Annotated in this window: 23 protein-coding genes and 1 pseudogene; 20 read left to right on the forward strand and 4 right to left on the reverse strand. The window is 66.5% G+C overall.

Going from position 1 to position 24,289, the window contains the following annotated elements; translation table 11 throughout:
• The 7 genes and pseudogenes from AC1Z3W_RS08170 to AC1Z3W_RS08200 all read left to right on the forward strand — a co-directional run.
• Complete coding sequence (locus AC1Z3W_RS08170; RefSeq protein ID WP_483507416.1) at positions 1-1,068, forward strand: DUF6708 domain-containing protein; 1,068 nt, start codon at positions 1-3, stop codon at positions 1,066-1,068.
• A gap of 45 nt (positions 1,069-1,113) precedes the next feature.
• Positions 1,114-1,353 carry a PAAR domain-containing protein gene (locus tag AC1Z3W_RS08175; protein ID WP_483507417.1) on the forward strand — a complete coding sequence of 80 codons (240 nt, stop codon included), beginning with the start codon at positions 1,114-1,116 and terminating at the stop codon, positions 1,351-1,353.
• Positions 1,354-1,549: 196 nt separating this feature from the next.
• Positions 1,550-2,623, forward strand: coding sequence for a DUF6708 domain-containing protein (locus AC1Z3W_RS08180; protein ID WP_483507418.1), 1,074 nt, complete (start codon positions 1,550-1,552; stop codon positions 2,621-2,623).
• Positions 2,624-2,668: 45 nt separating this feature from the next.
• Positions 2,669-2,929 carry a PAAR domain-containing protein gene (locus AC1Z3W_RS08185; RefSeq protein ID WP_124832223.1) on the forward strand — a complete coding sequence of 87 codons (261 nt, stop codon included), beginning with the start codon at positions 2,669-2,671 and terminating at the stop codon, positions 2,927-2,929.
• 33 nt (positions 2,930-2,962) lie between these two features.
• The gene (locus tag AC1Z3W_RS08190) at positions 2,963-4,081 is read left to right on the forward strand and encodes an AcrVA2 family anti-CRISPR protein (protein ID WP_483507419.1); all 1,119 of its coding nucleotides are present in this window, start codon (positions 2,963-2,965) and stop codon (positions 4,079-4,081) included.
• 4 nt (positions 4,082-4,085) lie between these two features.
• Positions 4,086-5,963, forward strand: a complete 1,878-nt coding sequence (tssF, locus tag AC1Z3W_RS08195; RefSeq protein WP_483507420.1) for a type VI secretion system baseplate subunit TssF — start codon at positions 4,086-4,088, stop codon at positions 5,961-5,963.
• 98 nt (positions 5,964-6,061) lie between these two features.
• A pseudogene (locus AC1Z3W_RS08200) lies at positions 6,062-6,190 on the forward strand (LysR family transcriptional regulator); the annotation flags it as partial.
• Between the two features lie 36 nt (positions 6,191-6,226).
• Here AC1Z3W_RS08200 and AC1Z3W_RS08205 read toward each other — a convergent pair.
• Positions 6,227-7,603, reverse strand: a complete 1,377-nt coding sequence (locus AC1Z3W_RS08205) for an MFS transporter (protein WP_124832220.1) — start codon at positions 7,601-7,603, stop codon at positions 6,227-6,229.
• A 67-nt stretch (positions 7,604-7,670) separates the two neighbouring features.
• Positions 7,671-8,609: a 2-hydroxyacid dehydrogenase gene (locus AC1Z3W_RS08210; protein ID WP_057924977.1), complete on the reverse strand. Its 939-nt coding sequence runs from the start codon at positions 8,607-8,609 to the stop codon at positions 7,671-7,673.
• Here AC1Z3W_RS08210 and AC1Z3W_RS08215 point away from each other — a divergent pair.
• The 7 genes from AC1Z3W_RS08215 to AC1Z3W_RS08245 all read left to right on the forward strand — a co-directional run bounded on the left by AC1Z3W_RS08215 (position 8,608) and on the right by AC1Z3W_RS08245 (position 15,743).
• Positions 8,608-8,730: a hypothetical protein gene (locus AC1Z3W_RS08215; RefSeq protein WP_260428157.1), complete on the forward strand. Its 123-nt coding sequence runs from the start codon at positions 8,608-8,610 to the stop codon at positions 8,728-8,730. The two genes, AC1Z3W_RS08210 and AC1Z3W_RS08215, sit on opposite strands and share 2 nt — an antisense overlap.
• A complete protein-coding gene (locus AC1Z3W_RS08220) occupies positions 8,723-9,634 on the forward strand; it encodes a LysR family transcriptional regulator (RefSeq protein ID WP_057924978.1) in 912 nt (303 codons plus the stop codon). Before AC1Z3W_RS08215 ends, AC1Z3W_RS08220 begins: the two co-directional genes overlap by 8 nt.
• Positions 9,635-9,869: 235 nt before the next feature.
• Positions 9,870-10,901 (forward strand): TRAP transporter substrate-binding protein, encoded by a 1,032-nt coding sequence (locus AC1Z3W_RS08225; RefSeq protein ID WP_483507421.1) that lies wholly within the window; start codon positions 9,870-9,872, stop codon positions 10,899-10,901.
• Between the two features lie 3 nt (positions 10,902-10,904).
• Positions 10,905-12,791 carry a TRAP transporter large permease gene (locus AC1Z3W_RS08230; RefSeq protein WP_483507422.1) on the forward strand — a complete coding sequence of 629 codons (1,887 nt, stop codon included), beginning with the start codon at positions 10,905-10,907 and terminating at the stop codon, positions 12,789-12,791.
• An 8-nt stretch (positions 12,792-12,799) separates the two neighbouring features.
• Positions 12,800-13,873, forward strand: coding sequence for a LacI family DNA-binding transcriptional regulator (locus tag AC1Z3W_RS08235; protein WP_124832216.1), 1,074 nt, complete (start codon positions 12,800-12,802; stop codon positions 13,871-13,873).
• Positions 13,870-14,892, forward strand: a complete 1,023-nt coding sequence (locus AC1Z3W_RS08240) for an NAD(P)-dependent oxidoreductase (protein ID WP_483507423.1) — start codon at positions 13,870-13,872, stop codon at positions 14,890-14,892. The genes AC1Z3W_RS08235 and AC1Z3W_RS08240 overlap by 4 nt, the downstream gene beginning before the upstream one ends.
• Positions 14,889-15,743 (forward strand): amidohydrolase family protein, encoded by an 855-nt coding sequence (locus AC1Z3W_RS08245; RefSeq protein WP_124832214.1) that lies wholly within the window; start codon positions 14,889-14,891, stop codon positions 15,741-15,743. Before AC1Z3W_RS08240 ends, AC1Z3W_RS08245 begins: the two co-directional genes overlap by 4 nt.
• 111 nt (positions 15,744-15,854) lie before the next feature.
• Here AC1Z3W_RS08245 and AC1Z3W_RS08250 read toward each other — a convergent pair whose 3' ends face one another.
• Complete coding sequence (locus AC1Z3W_RS08250) at positions 15,855-16,943, reverse strand: calcium:cation antiporter (protein ID WP_057924983.1); 1,089 nt, start codon at positions 16,941-16,943, stop codon at positions 15,855-15,857.
• 180 nt (positions 16,944-17,123) lie between these two features.
• Between AC1Z3W_RS08250 and AC1Z3W_RS08255 the strand changes: the two genes are divergently transcribed.
• The 6 genes from AC1Z3W_RS08255 (at position 17,124) to AC1Z3W_RS08280 (ending at position 23,286) form a co-directional block, all read left to right on the forward strand.
• Positions 17,124-17,432 (forward strand): hypothetical protein, encoded by a 309-nt coding sequence (locus AC1Z3W_RS08255; protein WP_124832212.1) that lies wholly within the window; start codon positions 17,124-17,126, stop codon positions 17,430-17,432.
• A 60-nt stretch (positions 17,433-17,492) separates the two neighbouring features.
• The gene (locus AC1Z3W_RS08260) at positions 17,493-19,046 is read left to right on the forward strand and encodes a 3-hydroxyacyl-CoA dehydrogenase (RefSeq protein WP_057924984.1); all 1,554 of its coding nucleotides are present in this window, start codon (positions 17,493-17,495) and stop codon (positions 19,044-19,046) included.
• 59 nt (positions 19,047-19,105) lie between these two features.
• Entirely contained in the window at positions 19,106-20,428 is a 1,323-nt protein-coding gene (paaK, locus tag AC1Z3W_RS08265; protein ID WP_057924985.1) for a phenylacetate--CoA ligase PaaK, read from the forward strand.
• 53 nt (positions 20,429-20,481) lie between these two features.
• Positions 20,482-21,282: an enoyl-CoA hydratase-related protein gene (locus tag AC1Z3W_RS08270; RefSeq protein ID WP_124832211.1), complete on the forward strand. Its 801-nt coding sequence runs from the start codon at positions 20,482-20,484 to the stop codon at positions 21,280-21,282.
• Between the two features lie 120 nt (positions 21,283-21,402).
• Positions 21,403-22,077 (forward strand): MarC family protein, encoded by a 675-nt coding sequence (locus AC1Z3W_RS08275; RefSeq protein ID WP_057924987.1) that lies wholly within the window; start codon positions 21,403-21,405, stop codon positions 22,075-22,077.
• 228 nt (positions 22,078-22,305) lie between these two features.
• On the forward strand, positions 22,306-23,286 hold the full coding sequence (locus tag AC1Z3W_RS08280; protein WP_175824587.1) for an aldo/keto reductase: 981 nt from the start codon (positions 22,306-22,308) through the stop codon (positions 23,284-23,286).
• Positions 23,287-23,339: 53 nt separating this feature from the next.
• Here the strand turns inward: AC1Z3W_RS08280 and AC1Z3W_RS08285 are convergent, their stop codons facing one another.
• A complete protein-coding gene (locus tag AC1Z3W_RS08285) occupies positions 23,340-24,206 on the reverse strand; it encodes a CPBP family intramembrane glutamic endopeptidase (protein ID WP_124832209.1) in 867 nt (288 codons plus the stop codon).
• Positions 24,207-24,289 lie beyond the last annotated feature (83 nt).

The following is a 24,289-nucleotide window of genomic DNA, read 5'->3' on the forward strand; positions in this document are numbered from 1 at the left end:
ATGGACGAACGTGTAATGAAGAAATGCATTGGCAAGCCAGTGCCGGAGTGGGACCTGGCGCATCGCTTGCCGATCAATCGATCCGTCGGTCCGGATGTCCAAGATTTCGGTTCAACGTTCAGCGTCAATTCCACCTACATGGACGTGATCGAGCCGTCTTTTCTAGAAAAGCAATGGTTCGTCACCGGTGTCGTGCTCGCTTTCCTATGCATGGGGATCGGGCCATACGCCTATGTTCTGACCCATGCGAATGGAGAATCAGGCGACTTCGTAATGGACAGCCTAGCGTTTGTGCCTGTAGCCCTTTTTGGTTCGATAGTCTGGAAGCTCGGGCGCGGCCTGTTCTTTGGTCTACGCCATCGTCCCATCCGTTTCCATCGAGAAGCCCGCAAACTTTTTGCGATTCGTGCACGCCGCTTTTTTGCGAAGCCCGGCGAGGGTGATGTCGTTTGGGAAGTGCCATGGACAGACGATTCGATTTTTTGTCTGCACCGCGAGGACACGTCTTTCGGTACGATTTTCCACATCCGGCACTATACGGTCGACGACCACGGCAATGTCACTCGTGTGTTCTCGATCGGCCGAGAATGGACCGGCAAGCTGCAGGTTGAAATGGCGCTCGCGCAGTGGAACTACTGGTGCGCGTACATGAACGATGGTCCGAACGGATTGCCCAAACCGATGCTGTTTCACACACAGCGAGAAACGCCGCGCGAGTCGTTCCTGTTTTCGCTGTATGGCTTCGGGATGCACGCATCGCTCTTCATTCGTCTGCTGATGATGCCGGCGATTCTGATCTTTACTGTCATGCGCATCATGGCGAACGCAACCTGCCGTGATCCGGTCTGGCCTGCTGCGATCGAGCAAATCTCCACGATCGCATCCGATGACCTTTATGCCGAACCTCGCACCGGAACGCCTGTCGGATGGGGAGACACGGTGCTGGCCCAGCAGCGCGGCGAGTACCCGAATGACCCGAAGGCTCGATCCGAAGACTGGATCGGCGAAACGGATGGTCAAATGCACGCTGCGGCTTGGCTCGACAAGCCGATGACTCGCGCAACATGACTGGAATTCAGCCCAGATGATCACGCGAACAGGAGTCAGCAGACGATGAAAGACGAAAACGGACGCGGCGTGATTCGCCTGCACGACAAGACGACCCACGGCGGCGAAGTGATCACCGCGAGCGACGATCTGACGGCGCAGGGCGTTCCGGTTGCCCTGAAGGATCTACCTGACATGGTGTCCGAAGTGTGGCGGCCAGTTCAGGATCATTCCGCAAAACAGCACGCGCAATCACCACGGTACGCCGGTCGCTTTTCACAACGATCTGGCGGAGTGCGGGCGTGATGATTTCGTCTCTTCAGCTAGCCGCCTTTTTTGGCCGGCCCTGATTTTTTCGATCATGATAGGAATTGCAATTGCGATATTCAAGGCGTCAGCCCTCAAGGATTGGGTTTCGCGTTGCAAATTCAGCAAGGGCGAACACTACGATTCGATCGATGCGGAAATCAAGGCTTTCACCTCAGCAGTAGGAGGCTGAAGCATGAACGAACGTTTCGTGAAGAAGTATATTGGCAAGCCGATACCTGCGTGGGATCTAGCGCATCGCTTACCTATTAATCGATCCATTGGCCCAGATGTTCAGGATTTCGGTTCAACGTTCAGCATCAACTCAATTTTCATGGATGTGATTGAACCGTCATTTTTAGAGAGGCAATGGTTTATTACGGGTGTTTTCGTTGCATTTCTGGTGGCTTTGTATGGACCATATCTATATAGCTATACGCATATCGAGGGCGCTTCATCATCAGATTTGTTTTTGGCAAATCTGATGGCCGTTTTATTCGTGGTGTTGTTTGGTGGAATTGCTTGTAAGCTCGGAAAAGGCCTATTCTTTGGTCTGCGCTATCACCCAATCCGTTTCCATCGAGAAGCCCGCAAACTTTTTGCGATTCGTGCACGCCGCTTTTTTGCGAAGCCCGGCGAGGGTGATGTCGTTTGGGAAGTGCCCTGGACAGACGATTCGATTTTTTGTCTGCATCGCGAGGACACGTCTTTCGGTACGATTTTCCACATCCGGCACTATACGGTCGACGACCACGGCAATGTCACTCGTGTGTTCTCGATCGGCCGAGAATGGACCGGCAAGCTGCAGGTTGAAATGGCGCTCGCGCAATGGAATTACTGGCGTGTGTACATGAACGATGGTCCGAACGGATTGCCTAAACCGATGCTGTTTCACACGCAGCGAGAAACGCCGCGCGAGTCGTTCCTGTTTTCGCTGTATGGCTTCGGGATGCGCGCATCGCTCTTCATCCGTCTGCTGATGATGCCGGCGATTCTGATCTTTACTGTCATGCGCATCATGGCGAACGCAACCTGCCGTGATCCGGTCTGGCCTGCTGCGATCGAGCAAATCTCCACGATCGCATCCGATGACCTTTATGCCGAACCTCGCACCGGAACGCCTGTCGGATGGGGAGACACGGTGCTGGCCCAGCAGCGCGGCGAGTACCCGAATGACCCGAAGGCTCGATCCGAAGACTGGATCGGCGAAACGGATGGTCAAATGCACGCTGCGGCTTGGCTCGACAAGCCGATGACTCGCGCAACATGACTGGAATTCAGCCCAGATGATCACGCGAACAGGAGTCAGCAGACGATGAAAGACGAAAACGGGCGCGGCGTGATTCGCCTGCACGACAAGACGACCCACGGCGGCGAAGTGATCACCGCGAGCGACGATCTGACGGCGCAGGGCGTTCCGGTTGCCTTGAAGGATCACCTGACATGGTGTCCGAAGTGTGGCGGCCAGTTCAGGATCATTCCGCAAAACAGCACGCGCAATCACCACGGTACGCCGGTTGCTTTTCATGGTGACCTGACCGAGTGCGGTGCGCAATTGATTTCATCACTTGAGTAAACGGCATTGCGTCTGAGGGAGTCGACGGATCGGATGAAGGAAACCGCATTGGCCGGCGTACCGCCACGCAATACCGTTTTAGTGTCCGATGCCCAGCGTCAAGCACTGCGCGCCGACATTCGTCAGCAGCTCGTTACCGCGTTGATGCGCTCGGGCGATGCCGTCACCGATCCGAAGCTCGCTCGCTTGCCTGGACCGGTTCGCTATCGGGTAACGGGTGCACTCGCCGCGTGGGATGCGCTGCGAACCGCAACGGACCGCGTGGCGTCGCCGACGCTGACCGAGATGCTCCGGTCGCACGGCATCCTGCGTCTGACGCGCTATTTCGATCGCTTCACGCGGGACCTCTTGCCGCACGGCGCTGACGGCCGCTCGGCCGACGTACTCGCCGGGGTAGCCCAGTACAGCGCTGTGTGGCTGGCGTTCGAGGTACGACAAGGGGCTTTTTACGAGCCGACCCCACCGCTGCACCGCCTGCTCGACGCCGCCTATATCGCGGAGGATGTGCCGATCGGCATGCTCAAAATGCCGACCGATACGCTATGCATCATTCCCGAACCCACCCGCTGGAAACAAGCGGGCGATATTGAGGCGATCGCGATCTTCAAGAACGACCGGTCGATCGGATTCGCGACATGGTTAGTGGCTGGTGGCCCAGGCGACGGTGCAACGATGGATTCGATTACGCTGCCGCTGGAGAACCCTGACAAGACGATCCGTGAATTGATGGACGAGTTGTTTCAACAACCCGCGGCTGACGGATTGCACGATCCGCCTGGCGCTCAGCAATTCTGGCGCAACGCCCTGGACTATGCGATCAAGATGTTGTTGTACCTCGACGCGCGCGACGCGCAGGTCGTTCATGATCGCGCTTATTCGAATGCGCCGCGTCATTTTCCGGGGCTCGGCAAGCGCAAGCGTATGGAACGGCTTGCGGAAATTGAACAACTCTACGACCGACATGTCGTCGGTCCCGCGATTCTCGACGCCGAGGCAGCCGGATCAGTTTCATCGGACAGCGTACAGCGCGCAGTGAGCGGTCACTGGCGGCGGCCGCACTTCCGGATGCAGCCGTACGGTCCACAAGCGGCGTTGCGCAAACTTATCTTCGTCGGCCCGACGCTCGTGCGCCCCGACCGACTGGGGCTGTAGCTGAATGGATCATCTGCTGTCGCATTACGAATACGAACTCGGGTTGTTCGCGCGAGCGCTGGGCGATTTCGCTATCCGCTATCCGAAGATCGCCACCCGGCTCGGTATCCAGAGCGGCCAGACCGACGATCCGCATGTGGCGCGTCTGATCCAGACCTTTTCGTTTCTTGCGGCGCGCCTCGATTCGAAGCTGGCAGACGACTATCCCGAATTCACCGAGGCGCTGCTTGAGATTGTCCACCCGCACTATCTGCGAACCGTGCCGTCGTGCGCGATCGCTCGATTCGAGCCGCGGGCGATCGTCGGTCAACTGACGGAACCGATCGTCGTGCCGCGCGGCGCGGCGCTGAACGCGCGCAACGCCCCGGTGCGATTCCGGACGACCTACGATGTGACCATCTCGCCGTTGCAAATACAGTCTGCACGGTATGCACCGACGACGCTGGCGCCGTCAGCCGTGAGATTGCCCGCCGACGCAACAGGCGTGCTGTCGATCAGCTTCACGTCGGCCGCCGGTCCGTTCACGGCCGCTATTCCGGATGGTCCCATCCGCGTCCACCTTGCCGGCGAGCGACCATTCGTGTCGTCGCTGCTGGACGCTTTGCTGTTGCGCGCGGCCGCCGCGTACGTTGAAGTCGATCAATGCGGGCGCTGGCGGGCTCTATCGAAGGTGCCGTTCGCGCCGGTTGGCTTCTCGGATAACGAACGCTTGTTACCAGATAGCCAAACGACCAGTCGGACTGCGACCACGTATCGTTATCTGCTGGAATACTTCGCGTTTCCGGAACTGTTCGATTTCGTCGAGCTTGACATGGGGCGCGTGCGGCGTGCCGCAAGCGCTCCCGACGCTCGGGAGCTGACCTTGCATATCGTATTGCGCGACACGCCCGCCGAGTCGTTCGCCGCGCAAGCGCTTGCGTCGCTCGGCGCAACGGCGTTCAAGCTGTTCTGCACGCCTGTCGTGAATCTTTTCTCGCAACCCGCTCAGCCCATTGTGCTGAAGGGGCAGGATGCCTATCCGGTTCAGCCTGTACGACTGGCGAAACATGCGCCGCTGGGCGTGTATTCGATAGACGCGGTTTATCTGGGCGAGTTGTCCAAGAAAAAAGACAAGGACGAGGACATAGCGCTCGAAAGCAATCGGCCCAGAATTCCGGTGCGGCCATACCAGGCCCTTGGCCACGATCCACGCCCTGATTCGTCAGCGGTCTACTGGGTCGCGTTCCACGATCGCGATGACCGATCGCCCGGCCGGCAAACCATGATGTTGTCGCTGGTCGGGCTGGACGGACAGTCGACACGACCGAAGCTGCCGCAAATCGATGTGGTCACGACGGTGACCAATCGCGACTTGCCGGCGCGCTTGCCGATCGGCAATACGGCCGGCGATTTGCTGCTCGAGAACAAGACGCTGGATTGCCCGATCCAGTTGATCACGCGGCCGACGTTGACGGCCGAGCTGGCGCGAGGCAATGGTGCGTTGTGGCGCGTACTGTCGACGTCGTCGCCGCATCCGTTTGACCTTACACGCAACGGGCTGTCGGCTCTGAAGACGTTCTTGCGGCTCCATGCGGTGCGCACTACGCCGCTCGCGCAGCGCTGCATCGACGCGATCACCGATCTGAACTACAAGCCTGCGATCAAATGGATGTCGCTGAATAGCCAGTTCCCGTCGTTCGTGCGCGGTATTGAAATCCTGTTGTCGTTCGACGAAACCTCACTTCGGGAGGTCAGTCTGGTCATATTTACGAAGCTGTTTGAACGATTCTTCGCACCGTACGGGCCGATGAACAGTTACGTCCAACTTGTGATTCGGTCGGCGCAGACCGGCCGGGAACTGACGCGAGGTGTGGCCACGCCTGGGATGCAGCCGCTGATCTGATCGGGGGCCGTACCGATTTGCAATCGGATAACGGCGTCAAGTGAAGTTGGCGTACTCCCTTTCTGCCGCAGCTAACGGTAACCAGTTCGCAACCCGTGTTCGACGCGAAGATCCGTACCTTCCTCGACCATCTGCGTATGACGCTCACGCCCGCGCTGGAAAACGACCTGTGCGAGCTCGATCGGCTCGCGATCGAGCTGACACCGGGCAGCCGCCAGCGCGCGTGATGCCGCGGGCGGCCGCTTCCCCGGCGGCGCCGGGCGTCATGCGGCCGGCGTGACGCGAATCCGCTCGAAGCGGCCGGCGAGCCACGCATAGGCGGCGATGCCGATCAGCCCGTGCGCGGCGACGAACCACAGCGCGCCCGCGAACGAGCCCGTGTGCGCGACGAAGTAGCCGATCACGAGCGGCGTGACGATCCCCGCGATGTTGCCGAGGCCGTTGAACACGCCGCCGCTCAGGCCGACCATGCCTTCCGGTGCGGTGTCGGCGAGCACGGCCCAGCCGACCGCCGCGAGCCCCTTGCCGAAGAACGCGACCGTCATCAGCGCGATCACGACGGCGTTCGACGATGCGCCGTTCGCGAGCACGAGCAGCGTCGCCATCGCCATTCCCACGACGAACGGCGTCTTGCGTGCGCGCGACGGATGCACGCCGCGCCGGATCAGCCAGTCCGACAGCGCGCCGCCGAGCACACCGCCCGTGAAGCCGCAGAGCGCGGGCAGCGCGGCGACCCAGCCGGCCTCCATGATCGTCATCCCGCGGCCCTTGATCAGGTAGATCGGGAACCACGTGATGAAGAAGTAGGTGAGCGCCGTGATGCAGTACTGGCCGACATAGATCGCCCACAGGTTCCGGTGGCGGAACAGCTGCGACGCATCGCGCCACGATACGCGCGCCCGGTGCCGGACGCGGTTCGCCTCCAGATCGACGAGCGCGCCGTGCGCACGCAGGTAGTCGCGTTCGGCGTCGCTCACGCGCGGATGGCCGTGCGGCTCGCGATACCACGCGAACCAGAGCACCGACAGCGCGACGCCGAGCAGCCCCATCCACAGGAACACGTGTTCCCAGCCGAGCGCATGCGTGAGCCACGCCATCGCGGGCGTGAACAGCACGACGGCCATGTACTGCGCGGAGTTGAACAGCGCCGACGCGGTGCCGCGCTCGGCGGTCGGGAACCAGCACGCGACGATCCGCGAATTGGCCGGGAACGCCGGCGATTCGACGAGCCCGAGCATGAAGCGCATCGCAAACAGCGCGAGCGTCGCGGCCGCCCCCTGGGCGGCGAACCAGCCGACCGTGCCCTGCAGCATCGTGAAGACCGACCACAGCAGCAGGCTCAGGCCGTACACGCGGCGCGCGCCGAAGCGGTCGAGCAGCCAGCCGCCCGGGATCTGGCCGATCGCATAGGCCCACGCGAACGCGGAAAAGACGATGCCGAGCTGCACGGGCGTCAGCCCGAGGTCGTGCGCGACGCCGGTGCCGGCGATCGACATCGTCGCGCGATCCGCATAGTTGACGACGGTAACCGCGAAGATCAGCGCGAGGACCGTGTAGCGGACGCGGCCGATCGTGCTCGATGCGGTGGATGAGGTGGACGAGGCCGCGACGGCAGCGCCGCCGCTGGATCGATTGGGCATGCGAGTCTCCTGGCCTCCGTCGTGCGGAGGCGTTTCGTTTGATGTTGTAAAACGGGGCGTGCGTCGCTCAGCTCGTGACGCTGGTTGGCGGGCGCTGTCCCGCGAAGCACGCGGCGAGGTTGGCGAGCACGATCCGGCCCATGGCTTCGCGCGTCTCGTGCGTGGCGCTCGCACGGTGCGGCTGCACGACGACACGCTCGAGTTCGAGCAGCGCGGCCGGCACGTGCGGTTCGTCGACGAATACGTCGAGGCCGGCGCCGGCGATGGTGCCGTCCGCGAGCGCGCGCACGAGCGCGGCTTCGTCGACGAGCTTGCCGCGCGCGACGTTGATCAGGAATCCTTGGCTGCCGAGTGCGGCGAGCACGTCGGCGGTGACGAGCACGTTGCCGTGATCGGCCGATGCCGCGAGCACGAGCACGTCGCTGTCGCGGGCGAGCGCGATCAGGTCGGGTTCGTAGCGATAGCCGCTGTCGCGGTGTTCGCGCGGGCCGCAATAGCTGACGGGCATCCGGAACGCCTGCGCGCGCTGCGCGATCGCGCGGCCGACGCGGCCGAGGCCGACGATGCCAAGCCGCTTGCCCGTCACCTGCGTCGCAAGCGGCTGCGCGACCTTGCCCCAGCGGCCGGCGCGCACGATGCGCTCGCCGGCGCCCAGGTCGCGCAGCGTCATCAGGATCAGCCCCATCGCCATGTCGGCGACGTCGTCGGTCAGCACGTCGGGCGTGGTCGTCACGTGGATGCCGCGGGCGCGGGCACGCTCGAGATCGACGGCGTCGGTGCCGATGCCGCTGATCGCGACGATCTCGAGCGCGCTCAGCCGGTCCATCAACGCAGCCGACAGCCCGTTCGCGCCGCCCGTGACGACGCCTCGGATGCGCGGCGCGATGCGCTCGAGCAGGGCCTCCGGCCGGTCGGCCGCATACAGCCGATGTACTGCATAGCGGGCGGACAGTTCGGCGTCGATGATATCGGGAAGCGGCTGGGTGAGCAGGATGTCGGTGGTCATGAAAGTCTCGGTCGTCGTGCGCGGCGCGGGCCGCGCATCAGGTGCAACCGAGTATAGAAATCGTATTGATATGCGTCTAACATCAAAAGACTATCGATTGATTCAAGATTTGAATGATTGAACTGAACCAGCTTCGCTGCTTCGTCGCGGTCGCCGAGGAACTGCATTTCGGGCGCGCCGCCAAGCGGCTCTTCATGACGCAGCCGCCGCTCAGCCGGCAGATCCAGCTGCTCGAACACGCGCTCGGCATCGCGCTGCTCGAACGCAGCAGCCGGCAGGTCAGGCTGACCGCGGCCGGCGAGCGCTTCCTGCGCGATGCGCGGCACATCCTCGAGTTTTCCGCGCGGGCGGAACAGGCCGCGCAGCGCGTCGCGCACGGCGGGGCCGGCCGCATCACGCTCGGCTTCACGGCCGTCAGCGCGTATCGGATGATTCCGGTGCTGCTCGCGCATGCGGCGCACGCGCTGCCGGATGTCGATGTCGAATTGCGCGAAATGGTGTCGACCGTGCAGATCGACGCGCTGGCGTCGCGCATGCTCGATGCGGGCTTCGTGCGCCAGCGCGCCGCGCGCCACCCGCTCGAATACCGGCTCGTGCAGCGCGAGCCGATGCTCGTCGCGGTCGCGCAGGGCGCACCGCTCGCCGCGTATGAACGGATCGGCCCGGACGAACTCGACCGGCAGCCGTTCATCGCGTATTCGCCGAACGAGGGAAAGTACTTCCACGACATGATCTCGGGGATGTTCGCCGGCGCCGGGCGCTTGCCGAACTACCTGCATTACGTCGGGCAGACACACACGATCCTCGGTCTGGTGCGCGCCGGGCTCGGTGCGGCGCTCGTGCCGGCATCGGCGCGCGAGCTGCATGTCGACGGCGTGGTGTTCCGGCCGCTCGCGGGCGTCGACGTGGCGGCCGAGCTGTATCTCGCATGGCGTGCGGACAACGACAATCCGGCGCTGCCGGTGTTCAACGCGATGGTCGAGCAGTTCCTGACGGAAGGGGCGGATGGCGGCGTCGTTCAATAAACATCAGTTGTCTGATGATATCTGCCGCCGCGCTTGAGGCGCGCCGTCGCCCCGAAAGATCGAAATAGGCCGGCGCGGAACCCCATCCGGCCGGAAATTCCGCCTCGTAATCTCCCATTTTTCGCTCCTGCCGGGGGAAAACCCCCATTTTTTCCTTGTCGGTCGTCGTATTACTGTATCGATACACTAAATCGATACAGTTGCGCCGGCAGGCGCAATCTCAAAGGAGACGGCCATGACAACCTTCACCCGGCGGCGCTTTCTGCAAACGGCGTCCGCTGCCACGCTCGCGGTCGCGGGCGGCCTGCCGGAGATCGCCCGTGCGGCGCAGCCGACCGTGACGCTGCGCTGCTCGTCGTCGATGCCGGCCGATCAGAATGCGGCGCACTACGTGTGGTACGAGCGCCTCGCCGCGAACCTGAAGGCGAGCGTCGGTGACGCGATCCGGGTCGACTACTTTCCGAACAGCCAGCTCGGCAAGGAGAGCGACGTCGCGCAGCAGATCAAGATCGGCGCGATCGACATGATGATCGCCGGCTCCTCGATCTGGGCGACGGTCGCGCCGGAGTTCGGCATGCTCGATCTCGGCTATCTGTTCGACAGCTATGCGCACGTCGCGAAAGTGCTCGACGGCCCGGTGGGCACCAGCCTGAACACGTTGCTGCAAAAACGCGCGGGCTGCTCGGTGCTGACGTGGGGTTCGCACTTCGGCGGGCGCTGCGTGTTCACGAAGCAGCCGGTGACGGCGTTGCCGGGCGTGAAGGGCACGAAGCTGCGCGTGCTGCCGACACCGGCGTTCATGGACACCTTCAAGCTGATGGGCGCGGTGCCGACGCCGATTCCGTTCGGCGAGCTGTACATGGCCGTGCAGACGGGCGTCGTCGACGGGCTCGAGCACGATCCGGCCACCGTGCTCGCGAGCCGCTTCGACGAGATCGTCAAGTCGTGCTGGCAATCGCATCACGTGTTCGCGGCGATGACCGTCGTGATGGGGCGGCGCGCGCTCGAGCGGATTCCGGCGAACTTGCGCCCGGCGTTCGACCGTGCGGTGGCCGATGCGACCGCGCAGCAGCGCGCGATCGCGACGCAGAAGGCCGCGCAGGCGGAGGCGGCGCTGAAGCAGCACGGGATGACGTTCCATCCGATGGCCGACGCCGAGCGCACCGCACTGCGGCAGACGATGCACGATCGCCTCTACGTCGCATTCGCGAAGCAGTATCCGGCCACCGCGCCGCTGTTCCCGGCGATCGCCGCCGCGCGGGGTTGAGCGATGGATACCGGTTCCGTTTCGAGCGTCGTGCCGGCCGCCGGCACCGCCCGTCCCGTGCGCGCCGCCGCTCGCGCGCTGGAGGCGGCGATGCGCTGGATCGAATACGTGTCGGCCGCGGTGCTGGCCGCCGACGTGCTCGTCGTGTTCGTGTCGGTCGTGTTCCGCTATTTCCTGCACGACCCGGTCGACTGGGCCGAGGAGGTCGCGAGCGCGCTGATGATCGTGCTGGTGTTCTTCGGCGCGGCGACGGTGCTCGGGCGCAGCCAGCACGTCGGCATCGACCTGTTCCGCGGCTGGCTGCCGGCACGTTGGCAGGGCGCGCTCGTGCAGATCGGGCACTGGATCGTCGCGGCGGTGTCGCTGAACCTGCTGGCGTCGTCCTGGCAACTGCTCGGCGGTTCGTACGATCAGTTGACGACCGGCGGCCTGCCGGGCTGGATCAACGTGTATCCGATGATGTTCGGCGCACTGTTCATGAGCGTATTCGCGCTCGCGAACGCGCTGAACGCGCCGCGCCGCCGCGTGCTCGGCACGCTCGCATGCTGCGCGGTGCTCGCGGGCGCCGTGTACGGCTGGAACGCGCTGCAGCCCGAGCATGCGATCGCGCCGGGGGCGCTGCTGATCGCCGGCTTCGTCGGCGGGCTCGTGCTGGGCGTGCCGATCGGCTTCGTGCTCGCGTTCTCGGCGCTGCTGTACTTTCTCGCCGACCCGACGCTGCCGCTGCTCGTCTACTCGCAGCAGGTGATGGCCGGCGCCGATCACTTCGTGCTGCTCGCGGTGCCGTTCTTCGTGCTGGCCGGCTTGCTGATGGAGTCGAACGGGATGTCCGCGCGGCTCGTCGAATTGCTGCTGCGGATCTTCGGACGCGTGCGCGGCGGGCTCGGGCTGATCGTGATCTTTGCGACGGCGTGCTTTTCCGGCGTATCGGGTTCGAAGCTGGCCGACATCGCGGCGGTGGGCGGCGTCGTGATGCCGGCCGTGCGCCGCGCGCGCCAGGACCCCGACGAAACCGCGGCGCTGCTCGCGTGCAGCGCGGTGATGGCCGAGACGATCCCGCCGTGCGTGAACATGATCATCATGGGCTTCGTCGCGAATATCTCGATCGCGGGGCTGTTTCTCGCGGGGATCGTGCCGGCAGCCGTGCTCGCCGCGTCGCTGGCGGTCGTGACCGTGATCTGCGGACGCCGGATCGACATCGACGCGGTGTTCGTCGAGCGTCGCGCGTGGCTGCCGCTCGCAGGCGGCGCGCTCGTCGCGCTGGTCATGGTCGCGATGATCGGCAAGGGCGTGACGTCGGGCATCGCGACGTCGACGGAAGTGTCGGCGTTCGCGGTGGTCTATGCGCTCGTGGTCGGCTGGGCGGCGTTTCGCGAACTGACCTGGCGCTCGGTCGGCCGCGTGTTCGTGCGCGCGGCGTCGATGGCGAGCGGTATTCTGTTCATCGTCGCGGCGGCGTCGAGCGTGTCGTTCGCGCTGTCGATCGAACAGATTCCGGCACTCGTCTCGGGCACAATGACCGCGTTTGCCCATCAGTACGGCTCGACGGCGTTCCTGTTGCTGGCGGCGCTGCTGATGATCGTGTTCGGCGCGGTGCTCGAAGGCGCGCCGGCGCTGATCATCTTTGGGCCGCTGCTCGCACCGATCGCGCTGCAGCTCGGCATCAATCCGCTGCATTTCGGCACGGTCGTGGTGGTCGCGATGGGGCTCGGGCTGTTCGCGCCGCCCGTCGGCCTCGGGCTGTTCACGACCTGCGCGATCACGGGGACCGAGGTCGCGCGCGTCGCGCGGCCGATGGTGAAATACCTGCTGGTGCTGTTCGTCGCCCTCGTGGCGCTGATCTTCGCGCCGGCGTTTTCGTTGTGGCTGCCGGCCCATTTCGGCCTGTAGCCCATTCAATGCAAGACGACATGAGTACGATTCAGGATGTGGCCCGTCATGCGGCCGTTTCGGTCAGCACGGTTTCGAACGTGCTCAATGGCCGCACCGATCAGATGAAGCCGGAAACGCTCGAGCGCGTGAAGGCGTCGATGGATGCGCTGCAGTACCGGCCGAGCACGCTCGCGCGCCAGCTCAAGACGGGGCAGACGCCGCTCGTCGGGCTGCTGGTGCCGTCGATGGCGAATCCGATGTACGGCTACATCGCACGCGAGATCGAGGCCTGCGCGCAGGAGCAGTATGGTCATCGCGTGCTGATCGGCAACACGTACCGCGATGCGGGCAAGGAGGCGTCGTTCTTCGACGACCTGTTCGCGCACGGCGTGCGGCGCGTGATCGTGATCTCGTCGCTCGCCGACGAAAGCCACCTCGAACGTGCGGCCGAACGCGGGATGACGGTCGTCAGCTACGACCGCCGCGCGACACCCGGCGAGCAATCGAAGGTCGATCACGTGACGGCCGACAACGAGGCGGCCGCGCGGCTCGCGACCGGCTGCCTCGTCGCCGCGGGCCATACGCGGCTCGCGTTCGCGACGGTGGCCGGCATCACCGTGAGCCGCAGCGACAAGATTCGCGGCTTTCTCGCGGTGGCGCGCGACGCGGGCGCAGATGCGCGGGTGCTCGACGGCGGTCCGGCGAACGAATACGGCGACGCGGTGATCGTCGAGGTCGGGCGTGCGCTCGGTGCCGCGCTTGCGGCCGATCCGGCTCGGCCGACCGGCATCGTCGCGGTCAACGACCTGTTCGCGCTCGGCCTGATGGCCGGGCTGCGCGACGGCGGCTTGCGCGTGCCGGACGATGTGTCGGTCGTCGGGATGGATGGTCATTTCCTGTCGGCGATTTCGTGGCCGGCGCTGACCACGGTGCAACTGCCCGTCACCGACATGGCCGCGGAGATGGTGCGGCGCGTGATGCGGCACGATGGCGACGCGTTGTCGGAGCCCGGGCAATGCGTGTTCCCGGGCGTCACGCTCGTCGAGCGTGCATCGGTCGCGCCGCCGCGCGCGGCCGAATCGAACGGAGGCAACGCATGACGCGCGTCTACGTGACTCATCCGTCCGGGATGTTCGATTACTACTTCGGCGCGAAGGCGCTGCGCGCGCTGCAGGCGATCGCGGACGTCACGTGTAATCCGTACGACCGGGAGCTCGGCACCGGCGAGCTGATCGCGGCCGCGCAGGGATGCGACGCGATCATCGCGTACCGGCAGACGCCGGCGCCGCGCGCGCTGTTCGCGGGGCTGCCCGCGCTCGCCGCGTTCGTGCGCTGCGCGGTCGACATCCGTACCGTCGATGTCGGTGCGGCGAGTGAATTCGGCGTGCTGGTCACGCAGGCGAGCCCCGGCTTCGGGCCGGCCGTTGCGGAATGGGTGATTGGCGCGATGATCGAGCTCGCGCGCGGGATCGGCGGCTACGCGGATGCGTACCACCGCGGCACGCCGCCGCTGCCGCGGATGGGCCGCGAATTGCGCGGCAGCACGCTGGGCGTGGTCGGCTACGGACAGATCGCGCGCCATCTCGCGCCGATCGCGACGGCGTTCGGGATGCGCGTGCTCGTGTGCGACCCGTACGTCCGGGTCGACACCCCGCCGCTCGAGCAGGTCGATTGCGCGACCCTGCTGCGCGACGCGGATTACGTCGTGTGCCTCGCACCGGCAACGCCGGCCACCGCGAACCTGTTCGATGCGCACGCGTTCGCCGCGATGAAGCCGGGTGCATGCTTCATCAATGCATCGCGCGGCGAGCTTGTCGACGAGCAGGCGCTTGCCGATGTGCTCGACGGCGGCCGGCTGGCGGGTTGCGCGCTCGATGTCGGCCGCGCGGCGGATCAGATGCCGACGCCCGGACTCGCCGCGCATCCGCGCGTGATCGCCACGCCGCATATCGGCGGGCTCACGCGGCCGGCGGTCGAGCACCAGGCACTGGAGACGGTCGACCAACTCGCCGCGCTGCTCGACGCACGCGTGCCCAACGGCGCGGTCAACGCCGCGCATGCGACGCGGCTCGAACGCTGGCGGCCGGTCGACGCGTCCGCCGCGCCGGGCGCACGATGATGCGCGACCACGGCGGTACGCAGCCTTTGCTCGCGTGCGATTGCCATATCCACATCTACGACGATGCGTATCCGCTCGCGCCGACGGCGACGTTCCGTCCGCCGCACGCGCCGGTGGACGCGTATCGCCGCGTGCAACAGGCGCTCGGTCTCGCGCGCGTGGTCGTCGTGCAGCCGACCGGCTATGGCTTCGACAACCGCTGCACGCTCGATGCGCTGGCCGCGCTCGGCCCGCAGGCGCGCGGCGTCGCGACGTTGCCGGCCGACGTGCCGGACGTCGAATTCGAGCGGCTGCACGCGGCGGGCATCCGCGGCGTGCGGTTCATGACGTTGTCGGGCGGCGTCGCCCGATGGGAAGAGCTCGAACGGATGGCCGCACGGATCGCGCCGCTCGGCTGGCACATCGACCTGCAGCTCGACGGCCGGACGCTGCCCGACGTCGAGCCGATGCTGGCATCGTTGCCGGCACGCGTCGTGGTCGATCACACGGGCAAGTTCCTGATACCGGTTGCACCCGATGCGCCGGCGTTCGTTGCGTTGCGGCGCCTGCTGGATCGCGGCCATGTGTGGGTGAAGCTGTCCGCGCCTTACGAGACGTCGCAAGCCGGCGCGCCCGGTTATGACGACGTCGCGCAGCTTGCCGCCGTGCTCGCGCGCGAGCACTCGGCACGCTGCGTGTGGGGCAGCAACTGGCCGCATCCGAACGCGTCGCCGGTGCCTGACGATGCCGGTCTGCTCGGCTGGTTGCACGCATGCGCGGCGGACGAAGCAGTCGGCCGCGCGATTCTCGTCGACAACCCGGCCGTGCTATACGGATTCCAGGCAGGAAGCCCGAGCGATATTGCAACGTGAGACTGCGTCGAGCCGGCGGCGGCGATCGCGGCGCGCAAGGCAGCGGGGGGAAGGTGAAGTGGTGCGCGCGGCACGGCGGAAACGATCCGCGGTGCCGCGCGCCGATGGACATCAGTGGGTGATCGACAGGAACAGATAGGCCGCGAACAGCGACAGGTGCACGACGCCGTGCAGCACCGTCGTGCGTCCCTGGCTGAGCGTCAGCGTGCTGACGAGCAGCGTGAGCGACAGCAGCACGGTTTCCATCGCGCCGATGCCGAGCGTGAGCGGCTGGCCGACCCAGATGAACACGGCCGCGACGGTCGGGATCGTGAGCCCGATGCTCGCGAGCGCCGAACCGAGCGCGAGGTTCATGCTGGTTTGCAGACGGTTCGCGCGCGCGGCGGTGACGGCCGCGAGCCCTTCTGGCAGCAGCACGAGCGCGGCGATCACGATGCCGACCGCCGCTTCGGGCGCGCCGAGCTTCATCACCGCATGCTCGACGGCCGGCGACAGCAGCTTCGCGAGCAGCACGACCGCGACGAGGCTCGCGAACAGCAGCAGGAGGCTGATCAGCGCGGTGCGGCTGCTCGGCGGCGCCGCGTGCACCGATTCGTTCGCGCTGTCGTGCTCGGTGAGGAAGTAGTCGCGGTGGCGCACGGTCTGCACGAATACGAATGCACCATACAGCACGAGCGACGACACGCCTGCGAACGCAAGCTGCGATTTCGAAAAAAACGGGCCCGGCGCGGCGTTCAGGTAGTTCGGCATCACGAGCGACAGCACCGACAGCGACGCGAGCACCGCGAGCGCCTTGCTCGCGCCGCGCCCCTGGAAATCCTGTTCGCCGTGCTTCCACGCACCGACCAGCAGGCAGAGGCCGACGATGCCGTTGCAGATGATCATCACGGCGGCGAACACGGTGTCGCGCGCGAGGCCGGATTTCTCGGGGCCGGCGCCGAGCATCACCGACACGATCAGCGCGACTTCGATGACGGTCACGGCGACCGCGAGCACGAGCGTGCCGAACGGCTCGCCGACGCGGTGCGCGACGACTTCGGCATGATGGACTGCAGCGAACACGGCGCCGGCGAGCGCAGCGGCGAACACGGCGATGACGAGGCCTTCGGCCGGCACGGCGCGCGACAGCGCGAGTACCAGCCAGGCGGCAAGCGGGGCCACGAGGGTCCAGCGCGGGAGCTGGTTGGACGAGAGCGGCATGGAGGGTTTCCTTATGCGAGTGACGGCGCGCGACGCACCTTCACGGGTTGACGAAGCCCGGCCGTACTATCCGCCGAACGAGGACGATGAAACCGAAGGGCGGCAGCACGCAACGGTGCTGCCTCGAGTTCGCCGCTTTGAGGCGGCGAGGGGCGCGGGCGGGCCGAAGCCCGTCGCTGGATGAAACGGTTCGATGCGACCGGTGCCGATGGCGGGGCGCGTGGACGTGACGGCTGGCGGCCCGACAGTTCGGAATTGACCCCGAAAGGGCGGCGGGCGATGGGCGGCAGCGGCGGCGTGACACGCGGTTTCCCCCTGAAATCCGGCGGTTTGTCGAATTTTATCAGGCGTTCGAGGGTCGCTATCTCATATTCGAACGCTTTCATTGACCTTTCGGTCGATAAAAAGTGCCCTGATCGTTCGATTTTTTGTTTTTGCAGATTTCGTAACGGTCTCTTGCACGACAAATTCGGGCTCGCCCTGACATAAATCTACCGGCCGGTCGGTTTATAATCGCTCGCACTTCCACTTCATGACGGATCGCAAGCGATGGCTGTTTCTTCTGCACATTCGGTGAATTCGGGCGCGCTGGCGCCGGCGGCGGTCGTCGGCGTGATCGGTGCCGGCGCGATGGGCGCGGGTATCGCACAGGTCGCCGCGGCGGCCGGTCATACCGTGCTGCTGTACGACCTGAACGAGGCGGCGTGCGACAAGGCGCTCGCCGGCATCCGCGCGCAGTTCGCGCGGCTCGCGGAGAAGGGCCGGATGGACCCGGCGCAGGCCGATGCGGCCGGCCAGCGGATCCGCGCGGTGCGTGCGCTGGCCGATTTCGCGGGCGCCGCGCTGATCGTCGAGGCGGCGGCCGAGCGGCTCGACGTGAAGCGCGAGATCTTCGCGACGCTCGAGCGTCATGTCGATGACAACTGCGTGCTGGCGACCAACACGTCGTCGATCTCGATCACGTCGATCGCGGCCGGGCTGCGCGTGCCGCAGCGCGTGGCCGGCCTGCACTTCTTCAATCCGGCGCCGCTGATGGCGCTGGTCGAGGTGGTCAGCGGGCTCGCGACCGCGCCGGAAGTCGCGCAGGCGCTGTACGACACGGCCGCCGCGTGGGGCAAGCGCCCGGTGCTGGCGAAATCGACGCCGGGCTTCATCGTGAACCGCGTCGCGCGGCCGTATTACGCGGAGGCGCTGCGCGTGCTGAACGAGCAGGGCGGCACGCCGGCTTCGATCGATGCGGTGATGCGCGAAGCCGGCGGCTTCCGGATGGGGCCGTTCGAGCTGATGGACCTGATCGGCCACGACGTGAACTTCGCGGTGACCGAGTCGGTGTTCCGCGCGTACTTCAACGATCCGCGCTACACGCCGTCGCTGATCCAGCAGGAGCTCGTGAATGCGGGCTTCCTCGGTCGCAAGTCGGGGCGCGGCTTCTATTCGTATGCGGACGGCGCGGTGCCGCCCGCGCCCGAGCTCGAGGCGCGGCGCGCCGCGCCGGCCGACGTCGCGCTGTTCGCGCAGGACGGCCCGGCCGCCGCGCTGCATGCGCGCTTCGTCGAGCGCATCGCGGGCGCGCGGCAGAACGGCGCGCATGCCGACGCGCTGCTTGCCGTGGCCGGCCGCGCGTCGATCGCGCTGACCGACGGCCGCACCGCGACGGTGCGCGCCGCGCAAACCGGCGTGGCCGATCTCGTGCTCGTCGACCTCGCGCGCGATTACGCGCAAGCCGGGCTCGTCGCACTGACGCGCGCGCTCCAGTGCAGCGACGCCGCCTATGCGGATGCGGTCGGCCTGTTCCAGCAAGCCGGCTTGCGCGTCATCGGCATCGCCGACGTGCCGGGGATGGTTGCGATGCGCACCGTCGCGATGCTCGCGAACGAGGCGGCCGATACGGTCAACCAGGGCGTGTGCTCGCCCGCCGATCTCGATCTCGCGATGGAGAAGGGCGTGAACTACCCGTGCGGCCCGCTCGCGTGGGCCGATGCGATCGGCATCGGCCGCGTGCATCGCGTGCTGTCGAACCTGGCGGCGAGCTACGGCGAGGACCGCTATCGCGTGTCGCCGCGCATCGCCGCATTGCACGCGGCCGGCCGCACGTTTCGCTAGCTGCCTGCCCCATTGTCCCGATCACGATAACGACATCACTCCATTGGAGGAGCACCCCCATGACTCACCCGACGCACCCCGCCGCCGCCCTCGATCCGATCGAGACCGCCAGCCGCGACGAACTGCAGGCGCTGCAGCTCGAGCGCCTCAAGTGGTCGCTGCGCCACGCGTACGACAACGTCCCGCACTATCGTCGGACGTTCGACGCGGCGGGCGTGCACCCGGACGACCTGAAGACGCTCGCCGATCTCGCGAAATTCCCGTTCTCGACCAAGAACGACCTGCGCGACAACTATCCGTTCGGGCTGTTCGCGGTGCCGCGCGAGCAGGTCGTGCGCGTGCATGCGTCGAGCGGCACGACCGGCAAGCCGACGGTGGTCGGCTATACGGCGCGCGACATCGACACGTGGGCGAACGTGACCGCGCGTTCGATCCGTGCGGCCGGCGGCCGCCCGGGCGACACGCTGCACAACGCGTTCGGCTATGGACTCTTCACGGGCGGCCTCGGGATTCACTACGGCGCGGAGCGGCTCGGCTGCATGGTCGTGCCGATGTCGGGCGGGCAGACCGAGAAGCAGGTGCAGCTGATCCGCGATTTCGAGCCGAAGATCATCCTCGTCACGCCGTCGTACATGCTGAACCTGATCGACGAGATGGTGCGGCAGGGGATGGACCCGGCCGAGTCGTCGCTGAAGATCGGCATCTTCGGCGCGGAGCCGTGGACGCAGGCGCTGCGTGAGGAAGTGGAGGCGCGCGTGGGCATCGACGCGCTCGACATCTACGGGCTGTCGGAAGTGATGGGCCCCGGCGTCGCGTGCGAGTGCGTCGAGACGAAGGACGGCCCGGTGATCTGGGAAGACCACTTCTATCCGGAGATCATCGATCCCGTGACCGGCGAAGTGCTGCCGGACGGCAGCGAGGGCGAGCTCGTGTTCACGTCGCTGACGAAGGAAGCGATGCCGGTGATCCGCTACCGCACGCGCGACCTCACCGCACTGCTGCCGCCGACCGCGCGCGCGATGCGCCGGCTCGCGAAGATCACGGGCCGCTCCGACGACATGCTGATCGTGCGCGGCGTGAACGTGTTCCCGAGTCAGATCGAGGAAATCGTCGTCGCGCAGACCAAGCTGTCGGGGCAGTTCCAGATCACGATCTCGCGCGACGGCCACATGGACCGGCTCGACCTTGCGGTCGAGCTGCGCTCCGAGGCCGCCGCGTGCGTGACCGACGGCGATCGCGCCGCGATCGCGCGCGAGTTGCAGCACCGGATCAAGACGATGATCGGCGTGTCGGCCGGCGTGACGGTGCTCGCCGCGGGCGGCATTCCCGCGAGCGCGACCGGCAAGGCCCGGCGCGTGATCGACCGCCGGCAGGCCGCCTGAACTTCGCCGCCGAGTTTCGCCGTTCCCTGTACTACCCCGAGGAAACCTGTTCGATGGATGGATTGAAGACCCTGGCGGTTGCCGTCGATGCGCGCGGCATCGCGACCGTCGCGCTGCGGCGCGGCGACGTGCTCAACGCGTTCGACGAGACGATGATCGCCGAGCTGACCGATGCGTTCACCGCGCTCGGCGCGCGCGACGACGTGCGCGCGATCGTGCTGCGCTCGGACGGCCGCGCGTTCTGCGCGGGCGCGGACCTGCAGTGGATGCAGCGCGCGAGCGCGAACGACGCGGCGGCGAACCTGCGCGACGCCGAGCGGTTCGCCGCGATGATGCGCGCGATCCGGCAGTGCCCGAAGCCGACGGTCGCGCGCGTGCAGGGCCATGCGTTCGGCGGCGGCGTCGGCCTGTGCGCGGCCTGCGACATCGTGATCGCGAGCGATCACGCGCGCTTTTCGGTCAGCGAGGCGCGCTTCGGGATCCTGCCGTCGGTGATCGGCCCGTATCTGGTCGAAGCGGTCGGCCAGCGCCAGGCGCGCCGGCTCGCGCTGACCGGGACGCAGCTCGCGGCCGGCGAAGCCGTTGCGATCGGGCTGATCCACCAGGCCGTGCCGCTCGACGCGCTCGATGCCGCGCTCGACAAGACGCTCGCCGAACTGGGCCGCAATGGCCCGAACGCGCTGATGGAGATCAAGCGCTTTTTCGACGCGATCGGCGAGTATCCGCCGTCGGACGAGCGCGCGGCGTTCACCGCGCAGACGATCTCGCGCGTGCGGGCCACGCCGGAAGCGAAGGAGGGTTTCGCCGCGTTCTTCGCGAAGCGGCCGCCGGCATGGGAGCCCGGCGCGAATTGAGGCCGTGGCGAGGCCCGCCGGGCCCCGGGGCGCGATTTGCGTCTCGGGCGCGGGCGCTTGCTCTACAATGCGTGACCCCCGGCGCGCCGCCGGCCCAGCCCTGACCGTTTCTTCGTCCCGATGATCGTCAACCGCCTTATCTCCGAGATCCTGTTCGGCTTCACCGGCCTGATCGGCATCATCAATCCGATCGGCATTGCGTTCCTGTTTCTCGAGCGCACCGAGGCGCTGACCGAGCATGAGCGCAACCTGCTCGCGAAGAAGGTGGCATTCAACGCGTTCATCGTGCTGATGGTCGCGTTCTTCGCCGGCACGCCGGTGCTGCATTTCTTCGGGATCTCGATGGAAGCGCTGCGGATCGGCGGCGGCTTCGCGGTCGCCGTCGCGGGCTGGCAGATGCTGAACGAACCGGACGGCCCGGCGGGCGGCGGCGATACACCGGTCAAGCCGATCGACGCGAATGCGATCATGACGCGCGCGTTCTTCCCGCTGACCATGCCGCTGACGGTCGGCCCCGGCTCGATCGCGACCGCGATCGCACTGAACGCGAACCGCACGCACAAGCTGTCGGAGTTCATGCTGTCGAGCATCGTGTCGATCGTCGTCTCCATACTGGTGGCGATCGTGATCTGGCAGGTCTACAGCCGCTCCGCGCTGCTGTCGCGCTACCTCGGCAGCGAAGGCACCAAGGTCGCGAAGCGCGTGTCCGCCTTCCTGCTGCTGTGCATCGGCGTGCAGATCATGCTGACCGGGTTCTCCGAGTTCCTGCAGCCGCTCGCCGACCAGATCAAGTAACCCGTTCGTCCTTCGACGCGCGACCCGGCCCGGCGCCATGCGTGCGGGCCGAGGGATGGATTCGTCCGTTCGACTGCTGCCGGGCCGCGGGCGCGCGCACCGATACGCGTTTGCGCGCGGCGGGCTACCATGCGACGTCCGGCGGATGCATGCTGCGGCGTTCGTGTCCGGTGCACCGAACCGCGGCGCGCATCCGCCCGCAACCCCACTTCAATGACGAGGCGAGCGATGGAATACGTGAAATTCGGGTCGACCGGGATGGACGTGTCGAAGCTGGTGCTGGGCTGCATGACGTTCGGCGAGCCGTCGCGCGGCACGCATCCGTGGACGCTGCCGGAAGCGGAAAGCCGCCCGATCATCCAGCGCGCGATCGAGGCCGGCATCAATTTCTTCGATACCGCGAACATGTATTCCGACGGCACGTCCGAGGAGATCGTCGGCCGTGCGCTGCGCGACTTCGCGAAGCGCGACGACGTCGTGATCGCGACCAAGGTGTTCTACCGGATGCGGCCGGGGCCGAACGGCGCGGGGCTGTCGCGCAAGGCGATCATGACCGATATCGACCAGAGCCTGAAACGGCTCGGCACCGACTACGTCGACCTGTACCAGATCCACCGTTGGGACTATGGCACGCCGATCGAGGAGACGCTCGAGGCGCTGCACGACGTCGTGAAGGCCGGCAAGGCGCGTTACATCGGCGCGTCGTCGATGTTCGCGTGGCAGTTTTCGAAGGCGCTGTACACGTCCAGGCAGAACGGCTGGACCCGCTTCGTCAGCATGCAGAACCACCTGAACCTGCTGTATCGCGAAGAGGAGCGCGAAATGCTGCCGCTGTGCGAGGCCGAAGGCATCGCGGTGATTCCGTGGAGCCCGCTCGCGCGCGGCCGGCTGACGCGCAACTGGGACGAGTCGACCGGCCGCCAGCAAAGCGACGACGTCGGCCAGCGGCTCTACGACGCGACGGCCGATGCCGATCGGGCGGTCGTCGAGGCCGTCGCGGCGATCGCCGCCGCGCGCAACGTGCCGCGTGCGCAGGTCGCGCTCGCGTGGGTTGCGCACAAGCGCGGCGTGACCGCGCCGATCGTCGGCATCTCGAAGCCGCAGCATCTCGACGATGCGCTCGGCGCATTGCAATTGAAGCTGACGGACGACGAAATCGCGGCGCTCGAAGGTCCGTATGTGCCGCACGCGGTGGCCGGTTTCAACTGAGTTCGACCGGGCGCCGAGCGCAACCGGCGGGATGCCGCCGCCGTGCTCGGCGTTCAGCGCGTGGCGGCGAGCATCGGGTAGGTGAACAGCCCGAAGTGGATCACGTTCAGCCCCGCGTGCGCGAGCGCGGACGCGAGCAGCCCGCCGCGCCGCCATGCGAGGCCGTAGCCGATGCCGGCCACCGTGCCGAGCACGATCCAGTGCCAGCCGCCGGCCGCGTGCGCGGCGCCGAATAGCATCGCGCCGATCGCGAGCGCGGCCCACGGCCCCCAGCCGAACCGGCCGAGCATGCGCGTGAGCCCGCCTTGCACGTAGCCGCGGAACAGCGCTTCCTCGGCGAGCGTGACGAGCAGCACGTTGTTGACGAGCCACATCCAGCCTGCCGCCGGCCATTTCGGCGCCCAGCCGACCATCCCGAACGCGAGCGCGCCGGCCAGGCAGGCCGCGGCCGTTGCGATGCCCGCGACGGCACCGGTGCGCAGCGCGCGCGCCGGCGGGACGTCCGGCGCGACCCATGGCAGCACCCACAGCAGCCACAGCCCGACCAGCGGCTTGTCGAAATTCAGGTACATCGTGAACGGTACGGCGTCCGGCGTGAAGCGCGTCGGCTCGATCACACGCGGATTGTGGAAACCGGGAACCAGGTGCAGGCTCAGCGCGATCGCGAGCGCGGCGAACACGACGTGCGCGGCGATCCGTACCGCGAGCGGGCGGCCCGGCGCGACGCCCCAGGCGGCGGCCACGAGCAGTGCGAGCGGTGCGAGCACGATCGGCGACAGCTTGCCGAACGCCAGCGCGCCGGCATAGCCGAGCGCGGCGAGGCCGATGCTCGCGCCGTGCAGCGGGCGCTGCCACGCGAACGCGGCGGCCACGAACAGCGCGAGCCAGATCGTGGCACAGGGGAGAAGCGAAAGGGACATGGGGCGATGCATGGGTCGGACGAGACGCCGCGCATCATACCCCAGCGATGGTGACGTACCGCCGGGCCGCACGCGTGGGGCGG

It is taken from the genome of Burkholderia sp. 10_S31 (genome assembly GCF_056930375.1).

Excerpts from the sequence above, each read along its gene's own strand:
- AC1Z3W_RS08170 (WP_483507416.1), top strand. The coding sequence starts at position 1 with ATGGACGAACGTGTAATGAAGAAATGCATTGGCAAGCCAGTGCCGGAG.
- AC1Z3W_RS08175 (WP_483507417.1), top strand. The coding sequence starts at position 1,114 with ATGAAAGACGAAAACGGACGCGGCGTGATTCGCCTGCACGACAAGACG.
- AC1Z3W_RS08180 (WP_483507418.1), top strand. The coding sequence starts at position 1,550 with ATGAACGAACGTTTCGTGAAGAAGTATATTGGCAAGCCGATACCTGCG.
- AC1Z3W_RS08185 (WP_124832223.1), top strand. The coding sequence starts at position 2,669 with ATGAAAGACGAAAACGGGCGCGGCGTGATTCGCCTGCACGACAAGACG.
- AC1Z3W_RS08190 (WP_483507419.1), top strand. The coding sequence starts at position 2,963 with ATGAAGGAAACCGCATTGGCCGGCGTACCGCCACGCAATACCGTTTTA.
- tssF (WP_483507420.1), top strand. The coding sequence starts at position 4,086 with ATGGATCATCTGCTGTCGCATTACGAATACGAACTCGGGTTGTTCGCG.
- AC1Z3W_RS08205 (WP_124832220.1), bottom strand. The coding sequence starts at position 7,603 with ATGCCCAATCGATCCAGCGGCGGCGCTGCCGTCGCGGCCTCGTCCACC.
- AC1Z3W_RS08215 (WP_260428157.1), top strand. The coding sequence starts at position 8,608 with ATGAAAGTCTCGGTCGTCGTGCGCGGCGCGGGCCGCGCATCAGGTGCA.
- AC1Z3W_RS08210 (WP_057924977.1), bottom strand. The coding sequence starts at position 8,609 with ATGACCACCGACATCCTGCTCACCCAGCCGCTTCCCGATATCATCGAC.
- AC1Z3W_RS08220 (WP_057924978.1), top strand. The coding sequence starts at position 8,723 with ATGATTGAACTGAACCAGCTTCGCTGCTTCGTCGCGGTCGCCGAGGAA.
- AC1Z3W_RS08225 (WP_483507421.1), top strand. The coding sequence starts at position 9,870 with ATGACAACCTTCACCCGGCGGCGCTTTCTGCAAACGGCGTCCGCTGCC.
- AC1Z3W_RS08230 (WP_483507422.1), top strand. The coding sequence starts at position 10,905 with ATGGATACCGGTTCCGTTTCGAGCGTCGTGCCGGCCGCCGGCACCGCC.
- AC1Z3W_RS08235 (WP_124832216.1), top strand. The coding sequence starts at position 12,800 with ATGCAAGACGACATGAGTACGATTCAGGATGTGGCCCGTCATGCGGCC.
- AC1Z3W_RS08240 (WP_483507423.1), top strand. The coding sequence starts at position 13,870 with ATGACGCGCGTCTACGTGACTCATCCGTCCGGGATGTTCGATTACTAC.
- AC1Z3W_RS08245 (WP_124832214.1), top strand. The coding sequence starts at position 14,889 with ATGATGCGCGACCACGGCGGTACGCAGCCTTTGCTCGCGTGCGATTGC.
- AC1Z3W_RS08250 (WP_057924983.1), bottom strand. The coding sequence starts at position 16,943 with ATGCCGCTCTCGTCCAACCAGCTCCCGCGCTGGACCCTCGTGGCCCCG.
- AC1Z3W_RS08255 (WP_124832212.1), top strand. The coding sequence starts at position 17,124 with ATGAAACGGTTCGATGCGACCGGTGCCGATGGCGGGGCGCGTGGACGT.
- AC1Z3W_RS08260 (WP_057924984.1), top strand. The coding sequence starts at position 17,493 with ATGGCTGTTTCTTCTGCACATTCGGTGAATTCGGGCGCGCTGGCGCCG.
- paaK (WP_057924985.1), top strand. The coding sequence starts at position 19,106 with ATGACTCACCCGACGCACCCCGCCGCCGCCCTCGATCCGATCGAGACC.
- AC1Z3W_RS08270 (WP_124832211.1), top strand. The coding sequence starts at position 20,482 with ATGGATGGATTGAAGACCCTGGCGGTTGCCGTCGATGCGCGCGGCATC.
- AC1Z3W_RS08275 (WP_057924987.1), top strand. The coding sequence starts at position 21,403 with ATGATCGTCAACCGCCTTATCTCCGAGATCCTGTTCGGCTTCACCGGC.
- AC1Z3W_RS08280 (WP_175824587.1), top strand. The coding sequence starts at position 22,306 with ATGGAATACGTGAAATTCGGGTCGACCGGGATGGACGTGTCGAAGCTG.
- AC1Z3W_RS08285 (WP_124832209.1), bottom strand. The coding sequence starts at position 24,206 with ATGTCCCTTTCGCTTCTCCCCTGTGCCACGATCTGGCTCGCGCTGTTC.